The following is a 23177-nucleotide window of genomic DNA, read 5'->3' on the forward strand; positions in this document are numbered from 1 at the left end:
CGTCGCGCTCGCGGGCGACGGTGGCCCAGTCGATCTGGTGCACCACGAGATCCGCGGGCAGGCCCGCCGGGCGCGGCACCGCGCGGTTCGTCGGCAGCGAGAAGGTCGGGCCGACGAGGCGCTGCTGCAACTCGGCCCCGAGCAGCATGTCGACATAGGCGAAGGCGAGATCGGCTTGGGGGCAGCCCTTCACCACGGCGACGCCCGACGGCATCGCGAGCACGCCCTCTCTCGGCGCCGCAAGGTCGATCGGGGCGCCGGCGGCCTTGCGCTCGAGGGCATAGGACGACATCGCGGACGAGATCATCCAGGCCTCGCCCTGCTCCAGCAGGTTATAGGCCTGGGGCTGCTGCGTGTAGACCGTCAGCAGGTTCGGCTTGAGCGTCGCGAGCCTGCGGAAGCCCGGCTCGACCTCCCGTTGCGCGGCATCGAGCGTCCGGCCGGTCGCCAGCGCCGCCGCGACGAAGAGGTTGGCCAATCCTTCCGTGTTCTGCAGCGAGGGAAGGATCACCCTGCCCTTGTACTTCGGATCGTAGGGGTCGGCCCAGGAGGTCGGGGCCTGGCGCATCGTCTCGGTGTTGTAGGCGATGCCGAGCCAGGGCTGGAGGTAGTTCGCCCACATCCCGTCCATATGGACGGTGCCGGGGACGAGGGCGGCGAGGTTCGGCACCTTCGCCGGCGTCAGGGGATCGAGCAATCCTTCCTTGACCGCCAGGATCATCACGGGATCGTCCATCTGGACCACCGAGATGTAGGGCCGGTCGCGGTTCTTCTGCATCTTCTCGAGGTTCACCAGCGAGCGCGTGCCCTCGAAGATCACCTTGGCGCCGTGCTTCTTCTCGAAGGCCGGGACGACGATCTCCTCGACCCAGGCCTTGTGGCCGGCGGCCCCGCCGACGACGAGCTCGCGGGTCTGCGCCCGCAGGATGCCGGGCGCCGCCACCAGGGCGCCGAGCGTGGCCGCCCCGCGCAGCACCGAACGACGATCGGGAGTGAAGGACGGCATGGCGGGAGACCCTCCGGACGGGGCGGACGATGCTTATGAGTAGGTCTGGCTCTCCCGGATATGAAGCACAAACTCATCGCAATTGTGCACAATCTCAGGGCGGCGGACCGTGCGAACGGGGAATCGTGCGAAGGGGCTTGGGGGACGGCGCGTCCCGCTTTATCCCGGGCCGGGAGGGTGCAAGCGGAGAGGGACCTGATGGACCGGAAGGCGGTGCGTGCCGTTCCGTCGGACGGCGAGGCGGCGCAGGCCGGGATGGACGAGGCGGCGGTCCACGCGGTGCTGGCGCGGGCGCTGCTCGATGGGCGGGTTCCTGCCGGGACGAAGCTCGGCGAGCACTTCCTGGCCGAGATCTTCGGGGTGAGCCGCGAGCGCGTGCGCAAGGTGCTGCACCGGCTCGGGCACGAGCGGCTGATCACCGTCGAGAAGAACCGCGGCGCCTTCGCCATCGCCCCCGACCTGGAGGAGGCGCGCAGTGTCTACGAGGCGCGGCGCATCCTGGAGGGCGGCATCGTCGGGCATCTCGCGACGGCGCTCGACGACGCCGGCGCGGCGCGGCTCGCCGCCCATATCGCCGCCGAGGAGGCCGCGATGGCGGCGGGCGACCGCTTCACCTCGATCCGCCTGTCGGCGGAATTCCACTCCATCCTGGCCGATCTCACCGGCAACGCGCTGATCCGGCGCCAGCTGCAGGAACTGGTCGCCCGCACGATGATGCTGGTGGCGTTCTTCGAGCCGGACAGCTCGGTGGCCTGCCAGTGCGCCGAGCACCGGGCGGTGTTCCGGGCGCTCAGCGGGCGCTCGCGGGCGGGGGCGGTGCGAGCGATGACGACCCACCTGTCCCTGGTCGAGACGCGGCTGCGCCCGCGAGTCTGCGAAACGGTTGCCCCTCCTCTCGAGGAGGTACTGGTCGATGCGCTCGCAGCTTGGCGGACCAGGACAGAGCCGGAGGCGCCGGCCCACGGTGCGGCTTGACCGCGTCACGCGTCTCGGTCGGTTGGACCGGTGCACCCGCCTCCGTTGGCGATCGGGACAAGAGTTCCAGTCACTCGGAGTCGCGTCGGTCGAGCGGCCACGGCCTTTTCGCAGACGCGCATGGTGGTGCGCTTCGGCCCTGTCGGGAGACACGGTGCCGGTCGGCGCGAGCAGGCAGCGTTCGCGAGGCGCCGCTGGCAGACCTGCGCGAGCGAGTGTCACCCCTCCTCGCCGAACGATCCCAGCCTGGCATCGAAGGGGCCGGAGGGCGCGTCGGCCGCGCCATCCGGGCCGAGCATTCCGGCCCTTTCGAGCGCCTCGAGGTCGGGCAGATCGCGCAGCGAGGCCAGACCGAACCGGGCCAGGAACGTCAGGATGGTGACATGATTCAGCGGCGCGCCGGGTTCCGGCCGGCGGTGGTCCAGCGCAGGGTCACGAACGGCTACCGGGCGATATGGGCCGCCCAGGGCGAGGCGGACATGCCCACCGTCGTCGCCACCGCCGCCCTCGGGACCAAGGCGCCCCCTTCGCCACCTTGCTCGCGACCCTCACAGCCTGATCGAAACGCCGTCTGCAACTCCGGGGGGAGTGGAAAACGCGCGTGCCGAAAAATACCGCTTGGGTCATTACCACCGCCTGGCTCGGGCATCGATCCACCGCTCGCCCGCCCGCGAACAGGCCCGGATGAATGGGACATGCAGTGAATCCGCAGGAAATCGTCGCCCGCCACACCGTGGAAGAGATATTGTCCCATCCGCGATTTCAAGACTGTCGCGCGCTGTATATCGACCATTGCCTCGATGTGTATAAACCGGAGGGGTTCCCCGGAAAAACCGGCGCCGATGCCGGCCGCGTCACCACATTGGCGATCATCGTCTGCCTGCATGCGCGTTACGTCGAGGACGATCGCGAAACCTGGCCGACCCTGAAGCGGCTCAAGGAGACCGTGGCCGATTTCGGGTTCGCGAGCCCGCGTTTCATCGACGACTTCGTCTCGCGCCTGGTCCAGACCCAGTTCCTGGAGCTGCGCCACCACCCCGCGGATAGCCGCGTCCGCCTGCTCGTCCCGACCGAGGCGCTGCTGCGGTGGGACCGGGAATGGATGGCGGCGCATTTCGAGCCGCTGTCGATCCTGTTTCCGGAGCCCGGCTACGCGCTCGCCCTCGCGCGCAGCCCGGCCTTCCAGAAGGCGCATGGCAGCGCATCCGTCCCGGTGCTCGAGGGTGCCGTGAAGGTGGCGTGGCGCAACCTCGCCGTCGTCTTCTTCCTGGCCGCGACCAGCGCCCTCTCGATCCTGTTCACCCTGTGCCGCCTCGGCGGGGAAACCACCGACAGCGCCCTGCGGGAGGCCGATCTCGCAGCGCTCGCCCCCCGCTTCGGGGTCTCCCGCTCGCATATCCGTAACATGCTGCTCGCCGCCGAACAGCACGGCTTCCTCGCGCGCCACGGCGACAAGGGGCAGTTCATCGTCCTGACACCGCTCTGGATCGAGGCCTTCGACCGCTTCATCGCCGATTCCCTGTCCTATAGCGACATCACGTATCGCCTCGGGCAAGAGCTTCTGGATCGGGAAGTCCTGGATCGGGAAGTCCTGAATCGGGAGGCCTCGACGAACCAGGAACAGTCCTGACTCCATTCCCTTGGAGAAAAGTACACGTCGCGCCTCCGGAATTCCGCGGGCGGCCGGTGCGAACGGGGAGGATCTTGCCCGAATCTCGGGGTGGCCCGACCCTGGCGCCGGGCTTGCGCCCCGTTTACGGTCGCGCCGGTTCGACCGACCGGAGATCGACGATGACGGCCCCCCCTCCCCTCGCACCCCCGTCCTCCGGCTGACCGACGTCGCCGCCCTGCGGGCGCAGGTGCGGGACTGGCGGGCGGCCGGCGAGGGCGTCGCCCTGGTGCCGACCATGGGCGCGCTGCACGAGGGGCACCTGTCCCTGGTGCGGCAGGCGCAGGCGGGAAGCCGGCGGGTCGTGGTCAGCATCTTCGTCAACCCGACGCAGTTCGGCCCCAACGAGGACTTTTCCCGCTATCCGCGCGTCCTGGAGGCCGATCTCGCCCTGCTCGCCGAGATCGGCGCCGATGCCGCCTTCCTGCCCGATGTCGGCACCATGTATCCGCCGGGCTTCTCCACCACCGTGACGGTGGCGGGGCTGACGGAGGTCCTGTGCGGGCCCTTGCGCCCCGGGCATTTCGCGGGTGTCGCCACGGTGGTGACGAAGCTGCTGCTGCAGTGCCTGCCCGACCGGGCGATCTTCGGCGAGAAGGATTTTCAGCAGCTCCAGGTGATCCGCCGCGCCACCCGCGACCTCGACATCCCGGTGGCGATCGAGGGCGCGCCGACCCTGCGGGAGGCCGACGGCCTCGCCCTGTCGTCGCGCAACCGCTACCTCTCGGACGAGGAGCGGCGGGCCGCGCCCGCGATGCACGCCGTGCTGCAGCGGGTGGCCGAGTCCGTCCGCGGGGTGCCCCGACGGAGCCCGCCCTGGCGGAGGGCCGGGCGGCGCTGGAGGCGGCGGGCTTCGCGCCGGTGCAGTACCTGTCGGTGAACGACGCCGAGACCCTGGCGCCGCTGGAGCGGGTCGAGGGCCCGGCCCGGGTGCTGGCGGCGGCCTTCCTCGGCCGCACGCGCCTCATCGACAACGTCGCGGTCTGAGCGACGGCGTCGTTGGTCTCCACAGATCTCGGGTCTCTGCAGATCCTGAACCCACCGTCATTCCGGGGCCGCGAAGCGGAGCCCGGAATGACGAGGAGGGTGTCAGGACTGTCGATCGGACCGAACAGGCTCTCAGAGCCTGCTTGATCGACAAAAGCACTTACTCCCACACACGACCTCATCCTGAGGTGTCAGTCGATTGCAAATCGACTGACCTCGAAGGAGGGCTCCAGGGATCGCGAAGACGTCTGGAGCCCTCCTTCGAGGCTCCTTTCAGTCGCACCTCAGGACGAGGTCGCGAGAGGGAGGGAAGAGGTCGTTGCCGCTGAATTTTCGCAAGTCAAACAGGCTCTCAGGCAAGAAACGCGACGCCGAAGTGCTTCAGTCCCGCGGCGGGACGTCAGTCCCGCAGCAGCTCGTTGATGCCGGTCTTGGCCCGGGTGCCGGCATCGACGCGCTTGACGATGACGGCGCAGTAGAGCGACGGGCCGGGGGTGCCGTCCGGCAGCGCCTTGCCGGGCTGCGTGCCCGACACCACCACCGAGTAAGGCGGCACGCGGCCGTAGGAGACCTCGCCGGTCGCCCGGTCGATGATCTTGGTCGAGGCGCCGATATAGACGCCCATCGACAAGACGCTGCCCTCGCCGATGATCACGCCCTCGGCCACCTCGGCGCGGGCGCCGATGAAGCAGTTGTCCTCGATGATGACCGGGTTGGCCTGGAGCGGCTCGAGCACGCCGGCGATGCCGGCGCCGCCGGAGATGTGGCAGTGTTTGCCGATCTGGGCGCAGGAGCCGACCGTGGCCCAGGTGTCGATCATCGAGCCCTCGCCGACATGGGCGCCGAGATTGACGAAGGACGGCATCAGCACCGCGCCGGGCGCGATATAGGCGCCCCGGCGCACCACGGCGCCCGGCACCGCCCGGAAGCCCGCGGCGCGGAAGCGCGCGGCGTCCCAGCCCTCGAACTTCGACGGCACCTTGTCCCACCAGCCGCCGCCGCCCGGGCCGCCCTCGATCAGCGCCATGTCGTTGAGGCGGAAGGACAGCAGCACCGCCTTCTTGAGCCACTGGTTGACCTGCCAGTCCTGGCCGCCGGACTTCTCGGCGACCCGGGCCTCGCCGGAATCGAGGAGCGCCAGGGCGGCCTCGACGGCCTCGCGCACCGGCCCGCCCGTATCGACGCCGATGCCGGCGCGGTCCTCCCAGGCGGCTTCGATGGTCCGGGCGAGATCGGCGTGCGACATGGGAGGCGTCCAGGCGGGAGTGCGTGTCGGCGCCCCCTCTAGCAAAGCCCCTGCCCTGCTGTCACGTCGGGTCGGCGGCCCGGCTGTCGGCGAAGGCGCGGGTCAGCGCGGCGAGCTCGTCGGCCAGCGCGTCGTGGATCACCGCGGCGGCGTCGGGAAACACCTCGAGCATCCGGCGCATCACCGCCTGGGTGACGACCATGACCTCGACCGGGCCGGCGCCGGCCCGCGCCGTCGTCGGCCGCTCCAGGGTGAAGAACAGGGCGGCCTGGCCGATCAGCGCGGCGGGCCCGGCCTCGACCGGGGCGCCGCGGGGGCCGCGGGGCTCCAGCACCACCGTGCCGCGGGTCACCACGAAGCCGCCCTCGGCGGTCTCGCCGCGGGTGAACAGCACGGCGCCCGGTTCCAGCCGCCGGCGCTCGGCCGCGAACGAGATTAGCCGCAGGGCATCCCGGTGCATCAGGCCGAACAGGGGCGCCGCCTCCAGGATCGCGATGTCGTCGTCGAGCGCCAACGGCCCCGCTCTCCCCGTAATGCGCCCCGCGCGGTCTCCTCGCGCGTCCGGCCGGTCCGTCCAACCAGACAAGCTCCAACCAGACAAGCTCTACGCAGACTTGGGTCGGCGCGCCACCGCCAGTCCGCCCGGAGCCTCACGCGACCCGCGTGCCCGCCTCGCCGCCGGGCCGCACCACCACGCGGTTGCGCCCCTGGCGCTTGGCCTCGTAGAGCGCGGCGTCGGCGGCCGAAAAGCACTGCCCTTCGGTCTCGGCCGGCAGCGCCTCGGCGACGCCGAGGCTCACGGTGACGACGCCGCCCTCGTTGCCGACATGCGGGATCCGCAGGCGGGCCAGGGCCTGGCGGATGCGTTCGGCCCGGGCCGCGGCCGCGGCGCCGGACGCCCCCGGCAGCAGCACGGCGAATTCCTCGCCGCCGATCCGGCAGGCGGTCTCGTCCGGCTCGCGGACCTGGCGCCGCAGCACCCGGGCGACGGCGCGCAGCACCTCGTCCCCGGCGAGGTGGCCGTAGGTGTCGTTGTAGCGCTTGAACCGGTCGGCATCGAGGAGGATCAGGGCGAGGGGCGCGCCGTTCCGTGCCACATCCTCGCGCGCCCGCGCGAAGGCCTGGTCGAAATGGCGCCGGTTCGGCAGGCCGGTGAGCCCGTCGGTATGGGCGAGGCGGGCGAGGTCGCGATTGGCCGCGAGCGCCCGTTCCTCGGCGCGGGCCCGCCGTTCGAGCTCGCGCTGGAGCACGAGGGTCAGCCCGATCATGCCGCTGCACAGGAACGCCACCACGGCGACGATCGCGATCGCCCGCGGCTGCCACAGGCCCGCGATGGCCTGCGTCGGAACCATCACGGTGGCGACGAGGGGCCGCTTGCCGATCCGGCTGTAGCTGAACAGGACCTCGACCGAATCGATGCGGGCGACATCGACGAACTGGCCCGCGCGCCGCTCGAAGAAGCGGTGGAAATACGGGGCCTCGGTCACGGACCAGCCAATCGCGGCCTCCGGTCTCGGCGTGCGCGCGAGAAGCTCGCCGCTGTCGCGGAAAAAGGCGATGCGGGTGCCGTCGCCGATGCTGAGGCGGTCGAACAGCGCGTTGAAGTAGCCGACATCGATCGTTCCGACGACCACGCCGGCAAACGTCCCGTCCGCATAGGCGAGGCGGCGGCTGAGCGGGATCGTCCAGCGGCCGTCCGTCTCCTTCCGGATCGGCTTGCCGATGTAGAGTCCGACATCCCCCCGCTCCTTGTGGACCCGGAAGAAATCCGCATCGGGATAGCTCAGCCGGCGCGGCACCACGGCGGTCGAATCGGCGAAGGCCCGTCCCTGCGCGTCGAGGGCCAGGATGGCGCCGAGGCCGTTCGCGGTGGCGGCCCGGTCGAACAGCACGGCCTGGCGCAGGCCCGGCGCGATGCCCTCGGCCTCCGGGTTGTGCAGCCCCTCGACCACGGCCTGGAGCGACAGGTCGTAGAGTTCGATGTTGCGGTCGACCATGTGCTCGACCGATTCCAACAGGTTCTGCGACACCCGGCCGACCTGGTCCCAGGCGCTCGCGCGCATCTGCATGACGGTCAGGCCGGAGGCGGCGCCGATCGCCAGGGTGGCAACCACGATCGAACCGGCCAGCGTGCGCGACGCGGTGGAGGGTCGTGAGCGGGGTCCGGACGGCATCGACGCTCCGTTGCGCGGTGCTGGGATGCTTCCCTCTCTAGATGCGGATTTCTAACATTGGGTTGCCCTGCGGCAGCGGACAAACGTCCTAGCTCCGATGGACGATGCGAGTGGGCGGGGCAGGCGGTTCGCGGCTATGATCCGGCCCGCTCGAGCCGCCGCAGGAGGAACCATGATGCGCGCCGACACGATCCCACCGACGCGTCCCGGGAGTGCGCCGCGATGCTGAGCCTCTCCTTGCGCGAGGAGATCGCCCGCCGCTACGGCACCCCGGCGGTGGTGATCGACCTCGACCGGGTGGCGCGCAACATCGCCCGGCTCCAGGCCGCCTGCGACGCGGCCGGCCTCGCCAACCGCCCGCACATCAAGACCCACAAGAACCCGGTGCTGGCCCGGATGCAGATCGAGGCCGGCGCAAGCGGCGTCACCTGCCAGAAGATCGGCGAGGCCGAGGTGATGGCCCGGGCCGGGATCGACGACATCCTGGTGAGCTACAACCTGATCGGCCCGCACGCGGTCGGGCGTCTCGGCCGGCTCCTGCGCGAGAGCCCCGCCCGGATCACCGTCGCGGCCGACAATCCCGTCACCGTGGCGGGCCTGCCGGAGGCCGCGCAGGCCGGCGGGCGCACCCTCGACGTGGTGGTGGAATGCGACACCGGCCGCAAGCGCGCCGGCGTCGAGACGCCGGGCGAGGCGGTGGCGCTCGCCCGCGACATCGCGAGCCGGCCCGGCCTCGCCTTCGCGGGCCTGCTCCTCTACCCCCCGGCCGGCGACGCCGCCGGCGCGCAGCGTTTCCTCGACGCGGCGAAGGCGGGGCTCGCCGAGCACGGACTCACCGCCCGCATCGTCTCGACCGGCGGCACGCCGAACCTGCCGGAACTCGGCGGGGTCCGTGGCGCCACCGAGCACCGGGCCGGCACCGTGATCTTCAACGACCGCATGATGATGGCCGCGGGCGTCGCGACCCTCGACGAGTGCGCGCTCGCCGTGCTCTCCCGGGTGGTGAGCCGGGCGGGCCCGGAGCGCGGCATCCTGGATGCCGGCGCCAAGACGCTGACCAGCGACAGCGGCGGCGGCCTCGACGGGTACGGGCTCATGCCCGACCATCCGGGCGCCCGCATCAGTGCCTTCGCCGAGGAGCACGGCTTCCTCGACCTCGCGGCCTGTGCCGCGCGGCCCCCGGTCGGCACCCTGGTCGAGGTGGTGCCCAACCACGTCTGCGTCGTCGTCAACATGGTCGACGAGCTGGTGGCGGTGCGGGACGGGGTGATCGTCGGGACGCTCGCCGTGGAGGCGCGGGGGATGATCGCGTGACGAACGGAGAATCCGTTTGGGCATCATTCCCATCCACGACCTCATCCTGAGGTGTCAGTCCATCTGCGATGGACTGACCTCGAAGGAGGGCTCCAGGAATCGCGAGACTTCTGGAGCCCTCCTTCGAGGCTCCGCGATCTTCGATCGCTCCACACCTCAGGATGAGGTTGCGGGTCGGATGATCCGGGGACCGGCTCGGCCATCCTCCTGCCTACGGCAGCAGCTTGTACCCCCCGCCCTCCGTCACCAGGATCGAGGCCGTCGCCGGGTTCGGCTCAATCTTCTGGCGCAGGCGGTAGATGTGGGTTTCCAGCGTGTGGGTGGTGACCTGCGCGTTGTAGCCCCACACCTCGGCGAGCAGCGTGTCGCGCCCCACCACCTGCCGGCCGGCCCGGTAGAGGAAGCGCAGGATCGCCGTCTCCTTCTCCGTGAGCTTCAGCTTCGAGCCGCGGTCGCCGACGAGGAGCTTGGCGCCGGGCCGGAAGGTGTAGGGACCGATCTGGAACACCGCATCCTCGCTCGCCTCGTACTGGCGCAGCTGGGCGCGGATGCGGGCGAGCAGCACCGCGAACTTGAACGGCTTCGTCACGTAGTCGTTGGCGCCGGCATCCAGCCCCTGCACCGTGTCGGAATCCGAGGCCTGGCCGGTGAGCATGATCACGGGCCCGCGAAAGCCGCCCTGGCGCATCTGGCGCACCGCCTCGCGCCCGTCGAGGTCGGGCAGGCCGACATCCATCACCACGAGGTCGACCCGCTCGGCCGCGACCCGATCCATCGCCCCGCGCGCGGTCTCGGCGGTCACCACCTCGAAGGCGTCCGACAGGGCGAGCTGCTCGGTCAGGGTGTCGCGCAGGGTCGGATCGTCGTCGACGACGAGCAGGCGGTGGGCGTTCGACATCGAACCGGCACTCTCGAGGAAGGCGGCGAACCCGGGAGGCCCGCCGCCGGCCGGCACTCCCGGACGGAGCGCGCAGCCTGGCAACATGCGGGGCAGAGTAGCGGAGCGCCAAGCCGCGGCAAGGGCCGGGGCCCGGCCTGTCCACGGCCGTCGGCCTCAGGATCGGGGCGGCAGCGGGCCGTCCGGGCGCGGCGGAGCCGGGCGCAGATTGCTCGGCGCGGCGAGTTCGGGGCGGGCCACCGCCACCGGGCAGGCCTGGAGCCAGAGATAGGCCCGCAGCGCCAGCCAGGCATCCTCCAGCGCGCCGTGGCGGGCGCCGACCCGGGCAATGCCGATGCGCCGGCACACCGCATCGAGGGCCGCCCTCCCCTTCTCGCCCCGGCGGCGATAGGCCTCCATGGTGCAGTAGACCTTGGCGGCCACCGGCGGCAGCCCGGCGGCGGCGAGTTCGCGGTTGAGGAAGCCGAGATCGAAGGCGGCGTTGTGCGCCACGATCAGGTCGGCCCCGGCGAGGAGGTCCGCCACGGCGCCGGCATGGGTGCCGGCCGGGTCCTGGTGGCGCAGGAGCCAGTCGTCGTAGCCGTGCACCGCCTCGGCCATCGGATGGCTCGCCCGGCCGGGATCGAAGATCAGGTAGTGGCAGGTGATCTCAGGCGTGCCGGCGGCGAGCGAGGCGGTGGCGAGCGCCACGGCACCGAAGCTCACCACCCGGTCGGTCCGGTCGAGCCCCGTCGTCTCGACGTCGATCGCGACGAGGCGCGGCGGCAGCCAGCCGAGCCAGTCCGGGGCGGCATCGGCAACGGGGATCGGCTCGGGCATGGGCGGCAACGGCTCGGACGCGGGGGCTCGCGCCATTCTCCGCCGGACCGGGCGTCCTGTCACGCTCCTCTCGACGGCTCCGGAGCCGGCGCCGTAGAACAAAGCCCATGAAGCGCACGACCCTCCCGCACCTGCGGGTCCGCCCCGATCCTCTCGATCCCCGCCGCGGCACCCTGATCGCCGGCCCGGTCCGGATTCCCTGCGCCCTCGGCAAGGGCGGCCAGACGCATCGCAAGCGCGAGGGCGACGGCGCCTCGCCGCGCGGGACGTTTCGCCTGCGCGGCGGCTTCTACCGGCCCGACCGGCTCGCGATGCGCCCCGCGACCGCCCTCCCCTTGCGCCGCATCCGGCCCGGCGACGGATGGTGCGACGACGCCCGCGACCGGCGCTACAACCGCCCGATTCCGCTGCCCGCCCCCGGCATCAGCGCGGAAAAGATGTGGCGCGACGACGGGCTCTACGACCTCGTGATCGACCTCGACTACAACCGCGGCCCGATCCGCCCCGGGCGCGGCAGCGCGATCTTCCTCCACGTCGCCCGCCCCGGCTTCCGGCCGACCGAGGGCTGCGTGGCGCTCCGCCGTCCCGATCTCGTCCGGCTCCTGCGCCGCCTCGGTCCCGGCACCCGTCTCACGATCTAGGCAAGCTCTTCTTCGACACCGCCGCCACTTCGCGAGAACTTTCTCGGCTATCCATGCTGCGGAGCACAGAAAACTCTTTCATTTTGGTAACGCTGCCACACTCGCATACCGTGAAAACATCCTGTAGGGTCCTGGCTGCCACACAAAAGCCTTATCGGACGCAGGGAGAGACGGATGCTCGACGCCTACACCGCGACCGAAATCGTACGCGCCCGCCAGATCCATGCGGCGGAGGGCGCGCGCGGAACCCTCTGGGATACCGGCTCCCGTTATCGCGACGGGTTGCCCAATTCCCCGATCCTGCTCACGGACGAGGACCGCGTCCGCTTCCTGGAGCAGGCGCGGGAGGAGATCCGCTGCCTGCACGCCAATTGACGTCGTGACCCGTGCGCGTCAGCCCTTCGGCTGGCGCGCCCCGAAGATCGCGCTGCCGACCCGGACATGGGTCGCGCCCATCTGGATCGCCGCTGGGTAGTCGGCGCTCATTCCCATCGACAGGATCGGCAGGGCGTGGCGGCGGGCGATCGCCGCCAGCAGGCCGAAATGCGCCGAGGGCGGATCCTCCGCCGGGGGAATGCACATCAGCCCCGAGACCGTGAGGCCGTGCGTGTCCCGGCACTCGGCCAGGAAGGCATCGACCGCGCTCGGTGCCACCCCGCCCTTCTGCGGCTCCTCGCCGGTATTGACCTGCACCAGCAGGGTCGGGTGCCGGCCAGCGCGCTGGATCTCCTTCGCCAGCGCCGCGGCGAGCGAGGTCCGGTCGAGGGTGTGGATCACGTCGAACAGCTCCACCGCCTCGCGGGCCTTGTTCGATTGCAGCGGGCCGATCAGGTGCAGCTCGGCTTGCGGATACTCCTCGCGCAGGGCGGGCCACTTAGCCTTCGCCTCCTGCACGTAGTTCTCGCCGAAACAGAGCTGGCCCGCTGCGAGAGCCGGGCGGATTCCCTCCGGGGGAATCGTCTTCGACACGGCGATCAGGGCGACATCCGCCGGCGGGCGCTCGCTGTCCTGCGCCGCGCGGGCGATCTCGCTCTGCACCTCGGTCAGGTTCGCCACGATGGTCTGCGGGTCGATCATGACCGCTTCCTTTCCGGCGGCGCGCCGCCTTGCTTGATTGTTGACCCTCGGGACCAAACCGTGTCCTAGTCCGCCGGCGCCGCGCCGAGCAAGCTCAACCGTTTGCGGCCGTGACGTTTTCCCTTCATCCCTGCCGCCGGTGCTCTCGGCGCCGGCGCCGACCGGTCGCAAAGACGCCGCCATGGCCGAACGTTACAACGCGAAGGATTCCGAGCCCCACTGGCAGCAGGTGTGGGCCGAGCGGGAAATCTTCCGCACCCGCAACGAGGACTCTCGTCCGAAATACTACGTGCTCGAGATGTTCCCCTACCCGTCGGGGCGCATCCATATGGGCCACGTGCGCAACTACGCGATGGGCGACGTGGTCGCCCGCTACAAGCGCGCCAAGGGCTTCAACGTCCTGCACCCGATGGGCTGGGACGCCTTCGGCCTGCCGGCCGAGAACGCCGCGATGCAGAACAAGGTCAACCCGCGGGAATGGACCTACGCCAACATCGCGACGATGCGGGCGCAGCTGCAATCGATGGGCCTGTCGCTGGACTGGAGCCGCGAGATCGCGACCTGCGATCCCGACTACTACAAGCACCAGCAGCGGATGTTCCTGGACTTCCTGAAGGCCGGTTTGGTCTCGCGCCGCACCGCCAAGGTGAACTGGGATCCGGTCGACCACACCGTGCTCGCCAACGAGCAGGTGATCGACGGGCGCGGCTGGCGCTCCGGCGCGCTGGTCGAGCAGCGCGAGCTGACCCAGTGGTTCTTCAAGATCACTGACTTCGCCCAGGACCTGGACGACCGGCTCGACACGCTGGAGCGCTGGCCGGAGAAGGTCCGGCTGATGCAGCGCAACTGGATCGGCCGCTCGGAAGGGCTGGAGCTGCGCTTCGCGCTCGAGAGCGTGCCCGAGGGCGCGAACTCCGAGGTCACGGTCTACACGACGCGGCCCGACACGCTGTTCGGCGCCAAGTTCCTGGCGGTCGCCGCCGACCATCCCCTCGCCGCCGCGGTGGCGAGGGACACCCCGGCCCTGCAGGACTTCATCGCCGAATGCCGGCGCATGGGCACTGCGCAAGCCGCGATCGATACGGCGGAGAAGCTCGGCTTCGATACCGGCTTGCGGGTGCGCCACCCCCTCGACTCGTCCTGGACCCTGCCGGTCTACGTCGCGAATTTCGTGCTGATGGAGTACGGCACCGGCGCGGTGTTCGGCTGCCCGGCGCACGACCAGCGCGACCTCGACTTCGCCAACAAGTACGGTCTCGGCAACACCCCGGTCGTCTGTCCGCCCGACCAGGATCCGGCCGCCTTCGTCGTCACCGACACCGCCTATGACGGCGACGGGCGGATGATCAACTCGCGCTTCCTCGACGGGATGAGCACCGACGAGGCGTTCAAGACCGTCGCCGATCGCCTGGAGGCCGAGACCCTGGACGGTGCCTCGGTCGGCAAGCGCCGGGTGCAGTTCCGCCTGCGCGACTGGGGGGTCTCGCGCCAGCGCTACTGGGGCTGCCCGATCCCGGTGATCCATTGCGATGCGTGCGGCGTCGTACCGGTCCCGACCGCCGACCTGCCGGTGCGGCTGCCGGAGGAGGTCTCGTTCGACGTGCCCGGCAACCCGCTGGAGCGCGATACCGCCTGGCGCAACGTGCCGTGCCCGTCCTGCGGCAAGCCGGCCCGGCGCGAGACCGACACGATGGACACCTTCGTCGACTCGTCCTGGTACTTCGCCCGCTTCACCGCGCCGTGGCTCACCGACGCGCCGACCGACAAGGCGGTGGCCGATCACTGGCTGCCGGTCGACCAGTATATCGGCGGCATCGAGCACGCGATCCTGCACCTGCTCTATTCCCGCTTCTTCATGCGGGCGATGCGCCAGACCGGCTGGGCCGGGCACGACGAGCCCTTCGCCGGCCTGTTCACGCAGGGCATGGTCGTGCACGAGACCTATCGCGACGAGGCCGGGGCCTGGGTGCAGCCGGTCGACGTCAAGATCGTGACCGAGGACGGCGCCCGCAAAGCGTTTCACGTGAAAACCGACGCGCCGATCGCCATCGGGGCGATCGAGAAGATGTCGAAGTCGAAGAAGAACGTCGTCGACCCCGACGACATCATCGCCTCCTACGGTGCCGATACCGCCCGCTGGTTCATGCTCTCCGACTCGCCGCCCGAGCGTGACGTGATCTGGACCGAGGACGGCGTGCAGGGCGCGTCACGCTTCGTGCAGCGCGTCTGGCGCATGGTGAGCGAGGTCGCCGAGGGCGGGTCCGGAGCGGCCGGCACCGGTAGCGAGGCAGCGCTGAAGGCGGCGCACAAGGCCCTGGCCGCTATCGGCGAGGATATCGAACGCCTGCGCTTCAACCGCTGCGTCGCCCACATCTACGAACTGGCGAACAGCCTTCAGGAGGCGGTCGCGGCTGAGCGCGGTCACGCCCCCTCCCCTTCCTTACGCGAGGCGACGCTGATCCTGGTGCAGCTCATCGCCCCGATGATGCCGCACCTCGCCGAGACCTGCTGGACCGCCCTCGGCCAGGACGGCCTGGTGGCGGAAGCCGCCTGGCCGGCAATCCGCCACGACCTCCTCGTCGAGGACAGCGTGACGATGCCGGTGCAGATCAACGGCCGGAAGCGCGCCGACGTCACCGTGCCGCGCGACGCCGATCAGGCCGCCGTGCAGGAGGCGGTGCTGGCTCTCGAGCCGGTACAGCGGGCGCTGGAGGGCAAGCCGCCGCGAAAGGTGATCGTGGTGCCGCTGCGGATCGTCAACATCGTGGTCTGATCGACCTCGCATCACGGCTCGATGATCTCGGGGCCCGGCCATCGAATGATGGCCGGGCCCTTTTTGATTCGATCCCCGATTTCCACCAGCCGACAGCATCACGGCCCTGCTGTCGCCGCAGACATTCTTTAGGTCGAAAACCCTATCCTGGGGGGCCGACGGGGATGGACGAATGACGGTCTCATTCCTCTTGGCAGAACCCCGGCGGAACGGTAACCGCGTCGGTGGTGCGGTAGCGAATCAAGCGGCGGCAGGACGGATTTTCATGGCTGGCAGCACGGCGAAGACGGCGGCAAACCTCACTCTCGTCGCCACCCTGGCGCTCGGCCTCTCGGCCTGCTTCCGGCCGCTCTATGGACCGACCGCCTCCGGTGCTCCCTTGAGCGCCGTGCTCGCGTCGATCCAGGTCGAGCCGGCCAAGACCGCGCAGGGCCAGGAGCGCCTCGGCCACTACCTGCGCAGCGAACTGGTCTTCGATCTCGATGGCTCGGGCCAGCCTTCGGAGAAGAAGTATCGCCTGACCCTCGCGGCGAGCGAGACCGTGCAGACCCCGATCGTCAGCTCGATCACCGGCCGCGCCGAGGCGGCGACCCTGGTCGGCACCGCCTCCTACAAGGTCCAGACGCTCGTCGGCGACCGCATCGTCACCGAGGGCGTTGCCCAGGGCACCGCTACCTACGACCGCTCGTCCCAGCGCTTCGCCAGCCTGCGCGCCGCCCGGGACGCCGAGATCCGCCTCGCCAAGCTGCTCTCCGACCAGATCAAGACCCGCGTCGCCGCGATCCTCGCCACTCAACCGTGAGCGCAACATGACCGCCGTGAAGGCCGGCGAGGTCGAGGGCCTGCTGCGCCGCGGCCCCGACCCGCGCATCGCCGTGATCCTGGTTTACGGCCCGGATACCGGCCTCGTGACCGAGCGGGCGCGCCTCCTGGCCGAGAAGGCCGTGGACGATCCGTCCGATCCCTTCGCCCTGGTCAAGATCGACGGCGACGTCCTGGCGAGCGATCCCGGCCGCCTCGTCGACGAGGCTGCCACGGTCGGGCTGTTCGGCGGGAAACGCGCGGTCTGGGTTCGCCCAGGTAGCCGCAACTACGCCCCGGCGGTCGATGCGGCCCTCAAGCACGAGGGTGCCGACACCCGGATCGTGGTCGAGGCCGGCGACCTCGCCAAATCGGCCCCACTGCGGGTGATCTGCGAGCGTTCGCCCCGGGCGCTGGCGATCCCATGCTATCCGGACGATGCCGGCACCCTCGCCGACCTGATCGACCGTACGCTGCGGGCCGACGGGTTGCGCATCACGCGGGAGGCCCGCGACCTCCTCGCCAGCGGCCTCGGCGGCGACCGGCGGGCGAGCCTCGGCGAAATCGAGAAGCTGGCGCTCTATGCCCGCGGCCAGGGCGAGATCGGCATCGACGATGTCGAGGCGATCGGCAGCGACGTCTCGGGATCGATGCTCAATGCCCTGATCGACGCCGCCTTCGCCGGACGGATCGCCGAAACCGAGCGCAGCTACCGGCGCTTCCAGATCGAGGGGATGGACGCCTCGGTGATGTTGGGCGGCGCGCTCCGCCACGCCTTGACCCTGCTGGCGACCCGCCTCGACGGCGAGGGCAAGAGCCCGGGTGCGATGGTGGCGGGCTGGCGCGGCCTACATTTCCGGCGCCAGAGGATCGTCGAGACCCAGCTCGCCCGTTGGAGCCCGGTTTCCTTGCGCCGGGCGGTGTCGCTGTTGCAGGAGGCCGTGCTCAATGCGCGCCGGGCCGGCGGCGACTTCTCGCATGCCATCGCGGCCGATCTCTTTCTCCGGCTGGCGAGCGAGGCGGCGCGGCGGGGCTGAGGCCCCTCTCCCCTGTCATGCGAGGCCGGGCCATTGAGCCCGGCCGCCTCTTCCTACACTTCCAGGCGCCGGCACAGCCCGTCGAGCTGGTCGAGGCTGGCATAGCGCAGGCGCACCTCGCCCCCGGCGCCCTTGGCCTCGATCGACACCACGACGCCCAGAACATCTTCCAGACGCCGTTCGAGGGCGCGGGTATCCGCATCCTTCTCGACCGCCGCCTTGCGCGGGCGGCCGGGGCGCGGGCCGGTGCCGGTCTGCTCGCCGGCCGCCAGCGCCTCGACCTCGCGCACGGTCATCCCGTCCTCGATCACCCGGCGGGCGATTCCCTCGGGATCCTTGACGGCGAGCAGCGCCCTCGCATGTCCGGCGGTCAGCGTGCCGGCAATGACGTGATCCTGCACGCCGGGCGGCAGTTGCAGCAGGCGCAAGGTGTTGGCGAGATGGCTGCGGCTTTTGCCGATGATCTCGGCGAGTTCGGTCTGGGTGTAGCGGAACTCGCTCATCAGCCGCTCGTAGCCCGCCGCCTCCTCGATGGCGTTGAGGTCGGCGCGCTGGACGTTCTCCAGGATAGCGTATTCGAGCGAGGTGCGGTCGTCGATCTCGACCGTGACCACCGGCACGTCGTGCAGGCCGGCCCGCTGCGCCGCCCGCCAGCGCCGCTCGCCGGCGACAATCTCGAACGCATCCGGCAGGTTGGCCAGGGCCCGGACGACGATCGGCTGGATCACCCCGCGGGTGCGGATCGAGGCCGATAATTCCTCGAGCTCGGCCTCGGCGAAGTGGCGCCGCGGGTTGCGCGGGTTCGGCCGCAGGAACTCGATCGGTACCCGCCTCTGGCCGGCCTTCGGCTTCTCGGCGGCCGCAGGAGTCTCCTCGCCGAAATCACCGATCAGCGCCGCGAGACCCCGCCCGAGGCGCGGCCGCGCTCCCTCCTCCGCCATAACCTTCATCCTCTCCTCGACTCCGTTACGCTGGTTCAGGCGGCAGCCGGCAGGCGGCCTTCACGTTGGATGATCTCGGAGGCGAGCCGCAGATAGGCCTGCGACCCGGCACATTTGAGATCGTAGAGCAACACCGGCTTGCCGTGCGACGGCGCCTCGGAGACGCGCACGTTGCGGGGGATCATGGTCTCGTAGACCTTCTCGCCCATGAACTCGCGCACGTCGGCCACGACCTGAGCCGAGAGGTTGTTGCGCGGATCGAACATCGTCAGCACCACACCCTGGATCGCCAGGCGCGGGTTGAGGGCGCCCTTGACCTGCTCGACGGTGCGCAGCAACTGGCTCAATCCTTCAAGGGCGAAGAACTCGCATTGCAGCGGCACCAGCACCGCATGCGCCGCCGCCAGCGCATTGAGGGTCAGCAGGTTGAGCGAGGGCGGACAGTCGATCAGCACGTAGGTGAAGCGCTGGTCCTCGGGCATGTCGCCGAGATCGAGCGGTTCCAGGGCCCGGCGCAGGCGCTGCGCCCGGTCCGGCGCACTCGCCATCGCCATCTCAAGACCCAGCAGATCCATCGTCGAGGGGATCAGCGAGAGACGCGGCACGGCGGTGGCCTGCACCGCATCGGTCAGCGGCGCCTCGCCGGCGAGCACGTCGTAGGTCGAGAGCCGGCGCTGGCGCCGGTCGATGCCGAGGCCGGTCGAGGCGTTGCCCTGCGGATCGAGATCGACGATCAGCACGTGCTCGCCGATCGCCGCCAGGGCGGTACCGAGGTTGATCGCCGTCGTCGTCTTGCCGACGCCACCCTTCTGGTTGGCGAGCGCAATGATGCGCAGGGGCCGCGGGCTGCCGCTCGCCTGCGACTCTGGGGGGTCCGCGATCATGGGAGAAGGCCGCTCACGCTGGAGATGCGGACGATCCTGGCGTCAGAATCGGTCCGACTCGGGATCAGATCCGCGGCAAATCTCCACCTTTCCTCGGCCTCGGTCAATTCGGTTAAGACATCACGCCCTTTCGGAAAAAGGCCCGTGGCGCCGTTTTTCAACAATGGTTCGGTCCAGGTGAGGAGCTGCGACAGGGGCGCGAGGGCGCGGGCGGTCACGATCTGCGAATCGGTGAAGCCGGCGACCACAGTCTCGATGCGGGCGACATGGACTTTGGCCGCCGCACCGGTGAGGCGCGCCGTTTCCTGCAGGAAGGCGCCCTTGCGTCCGTTGCTTTCGACGAGATCGACGTGGAAGCCCGGCCGATCGCGTCCGGCGATCGCCAGGATCAGGCCCGGGATGCCGGCGCCGCTGCCGAGGTCCAGCCATCGCGTCGCCTCGGGGGCGAGGGCGAGGAGCTGGAGCGAATCGGCGATGTGGCGGGTCCACACCTCGGCCAGGGTCGATGGCCCGACGAGATTCTTGATCGATTGCCAGCGGGTCAGCTGGGCGACGTAGAGGTCGAGGGCGGCGGCTGTTTCACGTGAAACGCCGGCTTCGAGCAGGACGGCGTCGCGGCCCGGAGGGGATTTGATCATTCGGCCGGGACCTGTGCAGGTGTGCCGCGACGGGCGTGGGCGGCGAGAAGGGTGAGCGCCGCGGGCGTCACGCCCTCGATGCGGGCTGCCTGGCCGAGCGTGAGCGGGCGGACCTTGTCGAGCTTCAGCCGCAACTCGTTCGAGAGGCCGGCAATGCTGCCATAATCGAGCAGGGCCGGAAGCGTCACCGCTTCGTCGCGCCGGAAGGCCGCGATATCCGCCCGCTGGCGGTCGAGATAGACCGCATAGGTCGCGTCGGTGCAGAGGCGGTCGGCCAGGGCAGGGGGCACATCCCGGAGCATCGGCCAAACGGCGGCGAGGCGGTCCCAGGTCATCTCCGGGTAGGAGAGCAGCTGGAATGCCGACCGGCGGATGCCGTCGCGGTTGAGGGCGATACCATGACGTTGCGCCTCCGTCGGGGTGAGGCTCAACTCATCCAGAATTTGGCGTGCCCCCTGCAGCGCATCGCGGCGCGCAGCGTCATGCGCGGCGCGGCCCGGCGAGACGCATCCGAGGGCAAGGCCGCGGCCGGTCAAGCGCTCGTCGGCATTGTCGACCCGCAGGCTGAGCCGGTATTCCGACCGGGACGTGAACATGCGGTACGGCTCGCTGACCCCGTGGGTCACGAGATCGTCGATCATCACGCCGAGATAGGATTCGGCCCGGTCGAACACCGCGAGCTCGGCGGCGCCGGCGAGGCGGGCGGCGTTGAGCCCCGCCACCAGCCCCTGGCCGGCCGCCTCCTCGTAGCCGGTGGTGCCGTTGATCTGTCCTGCCAGGAACAGGCCGGCGATGCGGCGGGTCTGGAGCGTGGGATCGAGTTCGCGCGGATCGACGTAATCGTACTCGATCGCGTAGCCCGGGCGCAGGATCACCGCGCGCTCGCAGCCCGGCAGCAGGCGGACGATGCCGGCTTGCACCTCCTCGGGGAGGGAGGTCGAGATGCCGTTCGGATAGACCGTCGGGTCGTCGAGGCCTTCCGGCTCGAGGAAGATCTGGTGGCCGTCGCGGTCACCGAAGCGGACCACCTTGTCCTCGATCGACGGGCAGTAGCGCGGTCCGCGGCTGGTGATGCCACCGGAATACATCGCCGAGCGATGCAGGTTGGCCCGGATCAGGTCGTGCGCCGCCTGGCCCGTCCGCGTCACGCCGCACTCGATCTGGGGCGTGATGATGCGCTCGGTCAGGGTCGAGAACGGCACCGGCTCGTCGTCGGCCGCCTGCTTGTCGATCCCGTGCCAGTCGATGGTACGGCCATCGAGACGCGGCGGCGTACCGGTCTTCAGACGGCCGAGGGCGAAGCCGTGGCGGTCGAGGGTCGCCGAGAGGCCGAGAGCCGGCCCTTCACCCATGCGGCCGGCGGGGATCGTGACCTCGCCGATATGGATAAGCCCGCGCAGGAAGGTCCCGGTGGTGAGCACCACGGCTCGGCAGGGGAGGGCGCGGCCATCGTCGAGCACGGCACCGGCGACCCGACCGTCGATGACGGTGAGGTCCGAGACCTCGCCTTCGACGATGGCGAGGTTCGGCGTCTCTTCGAGGAACGCCTGCACCGCCCGGGCATAGAGCTTGCGATCGGCCTGGGTGCGGGGTCCCCGCACGGCCGGTCCCTTGCGACGGTTGAGCAGCCGGAACTGGATCCCGGCCCGGTCGGCGACCCGGCCCATCAGCCCATCCAGGGCATCGACCTCGCGCACGAGGTGACCTTTGCCGAGGCCGCCGATGGCAGGGTTGCAGGACATCGCCCCGAGCGTATCGCGGCGGTGGGTGACCAGGGCGGTGCGGGCACCGTAACGCGCGGCGGCGGCGGCCGCTTCCGCACCCGCATGGCCGCCGCCGACGACGATGACGTCGTAGGTGGGAGAATCGTCAGAGAGCATGAGGTGATTAGGGGACGCCCGATGGCGGCGTCAATCACGCTCTCGGATCCGCCCGCGTTTCACGTGAAAACTCGAGCGCACCGCCGGTCATTTGCCGATGCAGAAGCTCGAGAACAGGCGATCCAGCATCTCTTCGACCCCGACGCGCCCGGCCACCTCGCCGAGGGCGCGGATAGCGAGGCGAAGATCCTCCGCCACCAATTCCGCCGGCAATTCGGCGCCCATTGCGACGACACGATCGAGGTGACGGAGGCAGCGTTCGAGGGCGAGCCGCTGCCTTTCGCGGGTGACCAGGGCGTCCCCACTGCCGAGAGACGCTTCGGCGCTGCGTTCGAGCGCGGCAAGGAGCCGGTCGAGGCCGTTGCCGGTCCGGGCCGAGACCGCGATTGTCCCATCGGGTACCGCTTCGGACAGATCGACCTTGGTGGCGACGACTAGGACCGGGACGGAGAGGGGAGGGGGCGCGTCACCCCCCGGCTCGCATAGCCACAGCACCAGATCGGCTTGATCGATGCGGCGACGGCTGCGGGCCACACCCTCGACCTCGATCGCATCGGTGCTGTCGCGCAGACCGGCCGTATCGACGAGAAGGACGGGCAGACCGCCGAGATCGCATCGCACCTCGATGGCGTCCCGCGTCGTACCGGGGATGTCCGAGACGATCGCGACATCGCGGCGGGCCAGCGCATTCAGGAGCGTCGATTTGCCGGCATTGGGAGCACCGGCGAGAACGACCGTGAAACCGTCCCGCAGGCGCTCGCCCCGGCGGCCATCGGCGAGGGTGGCGCGGATCGCATCGCGCGCGTACGAGGCGGCAGAGCGAGCAGCCTCGGGCAAGGCCTCGTCGTCGACATCACCCTCGTCGGAGAAGTCGAGGGCGGCTTCCGTCGCGGCGAGTACGTCGAGAAGCGTGGCCCTCCAGCCCTCGACCGCTCGACCGAGGGCACCGTCGAGCTGGCGTACGGCCTGCCGCCGTTGCGCCTCGGTCTCGGCATCGATCAGGTCGGCCAAGCCTTCGACCGCGGTCAGATCCATGCGGCCGTTGAGGAAAGCCCGGCGCGTGAAGGCTCCGGCCTCCGCCGGCATCAGACCGGGCATGTCGCCGAGGCTGCGCAAGACCGCTGCGCGCACGGCCGGCCCACCATGGAGGTGGAGTTCCGCCATGTCCTCGCCGGTCGCAGTGCCCGGTCCGGGCAGCCAGGCAATTAGGGCATGATCGAGGAGATCTCCGGTCGCCGGCTCGCGCAGCATGCGCAACGACAGGCGGCGTGCCGGTGGCAGGGGTGACCGGATCAGCGTGGAGAGCGCGCGGCCGGCCTGCGGCCCACTGATCCGCACGACGGCGACGGCGGTGCGGCCATAGCCGGTCGCGGGGGCGTAGATGGTATCGAGGGGCAGCATGGAGAGTTCGAAAGGC

Annotated in this window: 19 protein-coding genes and 3 pseudogenes; 10 read left to right on the forward strand and 12 right to left on the reverse strand. The window is 70.3% G+C overall.

Features of this window, described 5'->3' with window-relative positions; all coding sequences use genetic code 11:
• Positions 1–85 precede the first annotated feature (85 nt).
• Positions 86–1006 (reverse strand): annotated as a pseudogene (locus tag F1D61_RS18260) (ABC transporter substrate-binding protein); the annotation flags it as partial.
• A gap of 198 nt (positions 1007–1204) precedes the next feature.
• On the opposite strand from F1D61_RS18260, the gene F1D61_RS18265 reads away from it, so the two are divergent.
• The 4 genes and pseudogenes from F1D61_RS18265 (at position 1205) to panC (ending at position 4637) form a co-directional block, all read left to right on the forward strand.
• Positions 1205–1981, forward strand: a complete 777-nt coding sequence (locus F1D61_RS18265) for a GntR family transcriptional regulator (protein WP_203153080.1) — start codon at positions 1205–1207, stop codon at positions 1979–1981.
• Between the two features lie 401 nt (positions 1982–2382).
• Positions 2383–2540 (forward strand): annotated as a pseudogene (locus F1D61_RS35415) (IS66 family transposase); the annotation flags it as partial.
• 141 nt (positions 2541–2681) lie between these two features.
• On the forward strand, positions 2682–3611 hold the full coding sequence (locus F1D61_RS18270; protein WP_246775398.1) for a hypothetical protein: 930 nt from the start codon (positions 2682–2684) through the stop codon (positions 3609–3611).
• A 154-nt stretch (positions 3612–3765) separates the two neighbouring features.
• Positions 3766–4637: pseudogene (gene panC / locus F1D61_RS18275) on the forward strand (pantoate--beta-alanine ligase).
• Between the two features lie 400 nt (positions 4638–5037).
• On the opposite strand, the gene dapD reads toward panC, so the two are convergent.
• The 3 genes from dapD to F1D61_RS18290 form a co-directional block, all read right to left on the reverse strand.
• Entirely contained in the window at positions 5038–5883 is an 846-nt protein-coding gene (gene dapD, locus F1D61_RS18280) for a 2,3,4,5-tetrahydropyridine-2,6-dicarboxylate N-succinyltransferase (protein ID WP_203153081.1), read from the reverse strand.
• Positions 5884–5944: 61 nt separating this feature from the next.
• A complete protein-coding gene (locus tag F1D61_RS18285; protein WP_203153082.1) occupies positions 5945–6397 on the reverse strand; it encodes a cyclic nucleotide-binding domain-containing protein in 453 nt (150 codons plus the stop codon).
• A gap of 136 nt (positions 6398–6533) precedes the next feature.
• On the reverse strand, positions 6534–8057 hold the full coding sequence (locus F1D61_RS18290) for a sensor domain-containing diguanylate cyclase (protein ID WP_203153083.1): 1524 nt from the start codon (positions 8055–8057) through the stop codon (positions 6534–6536).
• 225 nt (positions 8058–8282) lie between these two features.
• Between F1D61_RS18290 and F1D61_RS18295 the strand changes: the two genes are divergently transcribed.
• Positions 8283–9371, forward strand: a complete 1089-nt coding sequence (locus F1D61_RS18295) for an alanine racemase (RefSeq protein ID WP_432443315.1) — start codon at positions 8283–8285, stop codon at positions 9369–9371.
• Positions 9372–9582: 211 nt separating this feature from the next.
• Here the strand turns inward: F1D61_RS18295 and F1D61_RS18300 are convergent, their stop codons facing one another.
• Positions 9583–10269, reverse strand: a complete 687-nt coding sequence (locus F1D61_RS18300) for a response regulator transcription factor (protein ID WP_203153085.1) — start codon at positions 10267–10269, stop codon at positions 9583–9585.
• A 156-nt stretch (positions 10270–10425) separates the two neighbouring features.
• Positions 10426–11088: a 3'-5' exonuclease gene (locus tag F1D61_RS18305; RefSeq protein WP_203153086.1), complete on the reverse strand. Its 663-nt coding sequence runs from the start codon at positions 11086–11088 to the stop codon at positions 10426–10428.
• 107 nt (positions 11089–11195) lie between these two features.
• Between F1D61_RS18305 and F1D61_RS18310 the strand changes: the two genes are divergently transcribed.
• Positions 11196–11729, forward strand: a complete 534-nt coding sequence (locus tag F1D61_RS18310) for a L,D-transpeptidase family protein (protein ID WP_203153087.1) — start codon at positions 11196–11198, stop codon at positions 11727–11729.
• Positions 11730–11903: 174 nt separating this feature from the next.
• A complete protein-coding gene (locus tag F1D61_RS18315; RefSeq protein ID WP_203153088.1) occupies positions 11904–12104 on the forward strand; it encodes a hypothetical protein in 201 nt (66 codons plus the stop codon).
• An 18-nt stretch (positions 12105–12122) separates the two neighbouring features.
• Here F1D61_RS18315 and F1D61_RS18320 read toward each other — a convergent pair whose 3' ends face one another.
• Positions 12123–12806, reverse strand: coding sequence for a YggS family pyridoxal phosphate-dependent enzyme (locus F1D61_RS18320; protein ID WP_203153089.1), 684 nt, complete (start codon positions 12804–12806; stop codon positions 12123–12125).
• A gap of 181 nt (positions 12807–12987) precedes the next feature.
• On the opposite strand from F1D61_RS18320, the gene leuS reads away from it, so the two are divergent.
• From leuS to holA, 3 genes are all read left to right on the forward strand, one after another.
• Complete coding sequence (gene leuS, locus F1D61_RS18325) at positions 12988–15579, forward strand: leucine--tRNA ligase (RefSeq protein WP_203153090.1); 2592 nt, start codon at positions 12988–12990, stop codon at positions 15577–15579.
• 265 nt (positions 15580–15844) lie between these two features.
• Positions 15845–16381, forward strand: coding sequence for an LPS assembly lipoprotein LptE (gene lptE, locus F1D61_RS18330; RefSeq protein ID WP_203153091.1), 537 nt, complete (start codon positions 15845–15847; stop codon positions 16379–16381).
• Between the two features lie 7 nt (positions 16382–16388).
• A complete protein-coding gene (gene holA, locus F1D61_RS18335; protein WP_203153092.1) occupies positions 16389–17417 on the forward strand; it encodes a DNA polymerase III subunit delta in 1029 nt (342 codons plus the stop codon).
• A 53-nt stretch (positions 17418–17470) separates the two neighbouring features.
• Here holA and F1D61_RS18340 read toward each other — a convergent pair whose 3' ends face one another.
• The 5 genes from F1D61_RS18340 to mnmE form a co-directional block, all read right to left on the reverse strand.
• Positions 17471–18358, reverse strand: a complete 888-nt coding sequence (locus F1D61_RS18340) for a ParB/RepB/Spo0J family partition protein (protein ID WP_203153093.1) — start codon at positions 18356–18358, stop codon at positions 17471–17473.
• A gap of 35 nt (positions 18359–18393) precedes the next feature.
• On the reverse strand, positions 18394–19242 hold the full coding sequence (locus F1D61_RS18345; RefSeq protein WP_203153094.1) for a ParA family protein: 849 nt from the start codon (positions 19240–19242) through the stop codon (positions 18394–18396).
• Positions 19239–19880, reverse strand: coding sequence for a 16S rRNA (guanine(527)-N(7))-methyltransferase RsmG (gene rsmG / locus F1D61_RS18350; protein ID WP_203153095.1), 642 nt, complete (start codon positions 19878–19880; stop codon positions 19239–19241). The genes F1D61_RS18345 and rsmG overlap by 4 nt, the downstream gene beginning before the upstream one ends.
• On the reverse strand, positions 19877–21760 hold the full coding sequence (mnmG, locus tag F1D61_RS18355) for a tRNA uridine-5-carboxymethylaminomethyl(34) synthesis enzyme MnmG (RefSeq protein WP_203153096.1): 1884 nt from the start codon (positions 21758–21760) through the stop codon (positions 19877–19879). The genes rsmG and mnmG overlap by 4 nt, the downstream gene beginning before the upstream one ends.
• A gap of 87 nt (positions 21761–21847) precedes the next feature.
• Positions 21848–23161 (reverse strand): tRNA uridine-5-carboxymethylaminomethyl(34) synthesis GTPase MnmE, encoded by a 1314-nt coding sequence (gene mnmE / locus F1D61_RS18360; protein ID WP_203153097.1) that lies wholly within the window; start codon positions 23159–23161, stop codon positions 21848–21850.
• Positions 23162–23177 lie beyond the last annotated feature (16 nt).

Source organism: Methylobacterium aquaticum (assembly GCF_016804325.1).
GTDB lineage: Bacteria > Pseudomonadota > Alphaproteobacteria > Rhizobiales > Beijerinckiaceae > Methylobacterium > Methylobacterium aquaticum_C.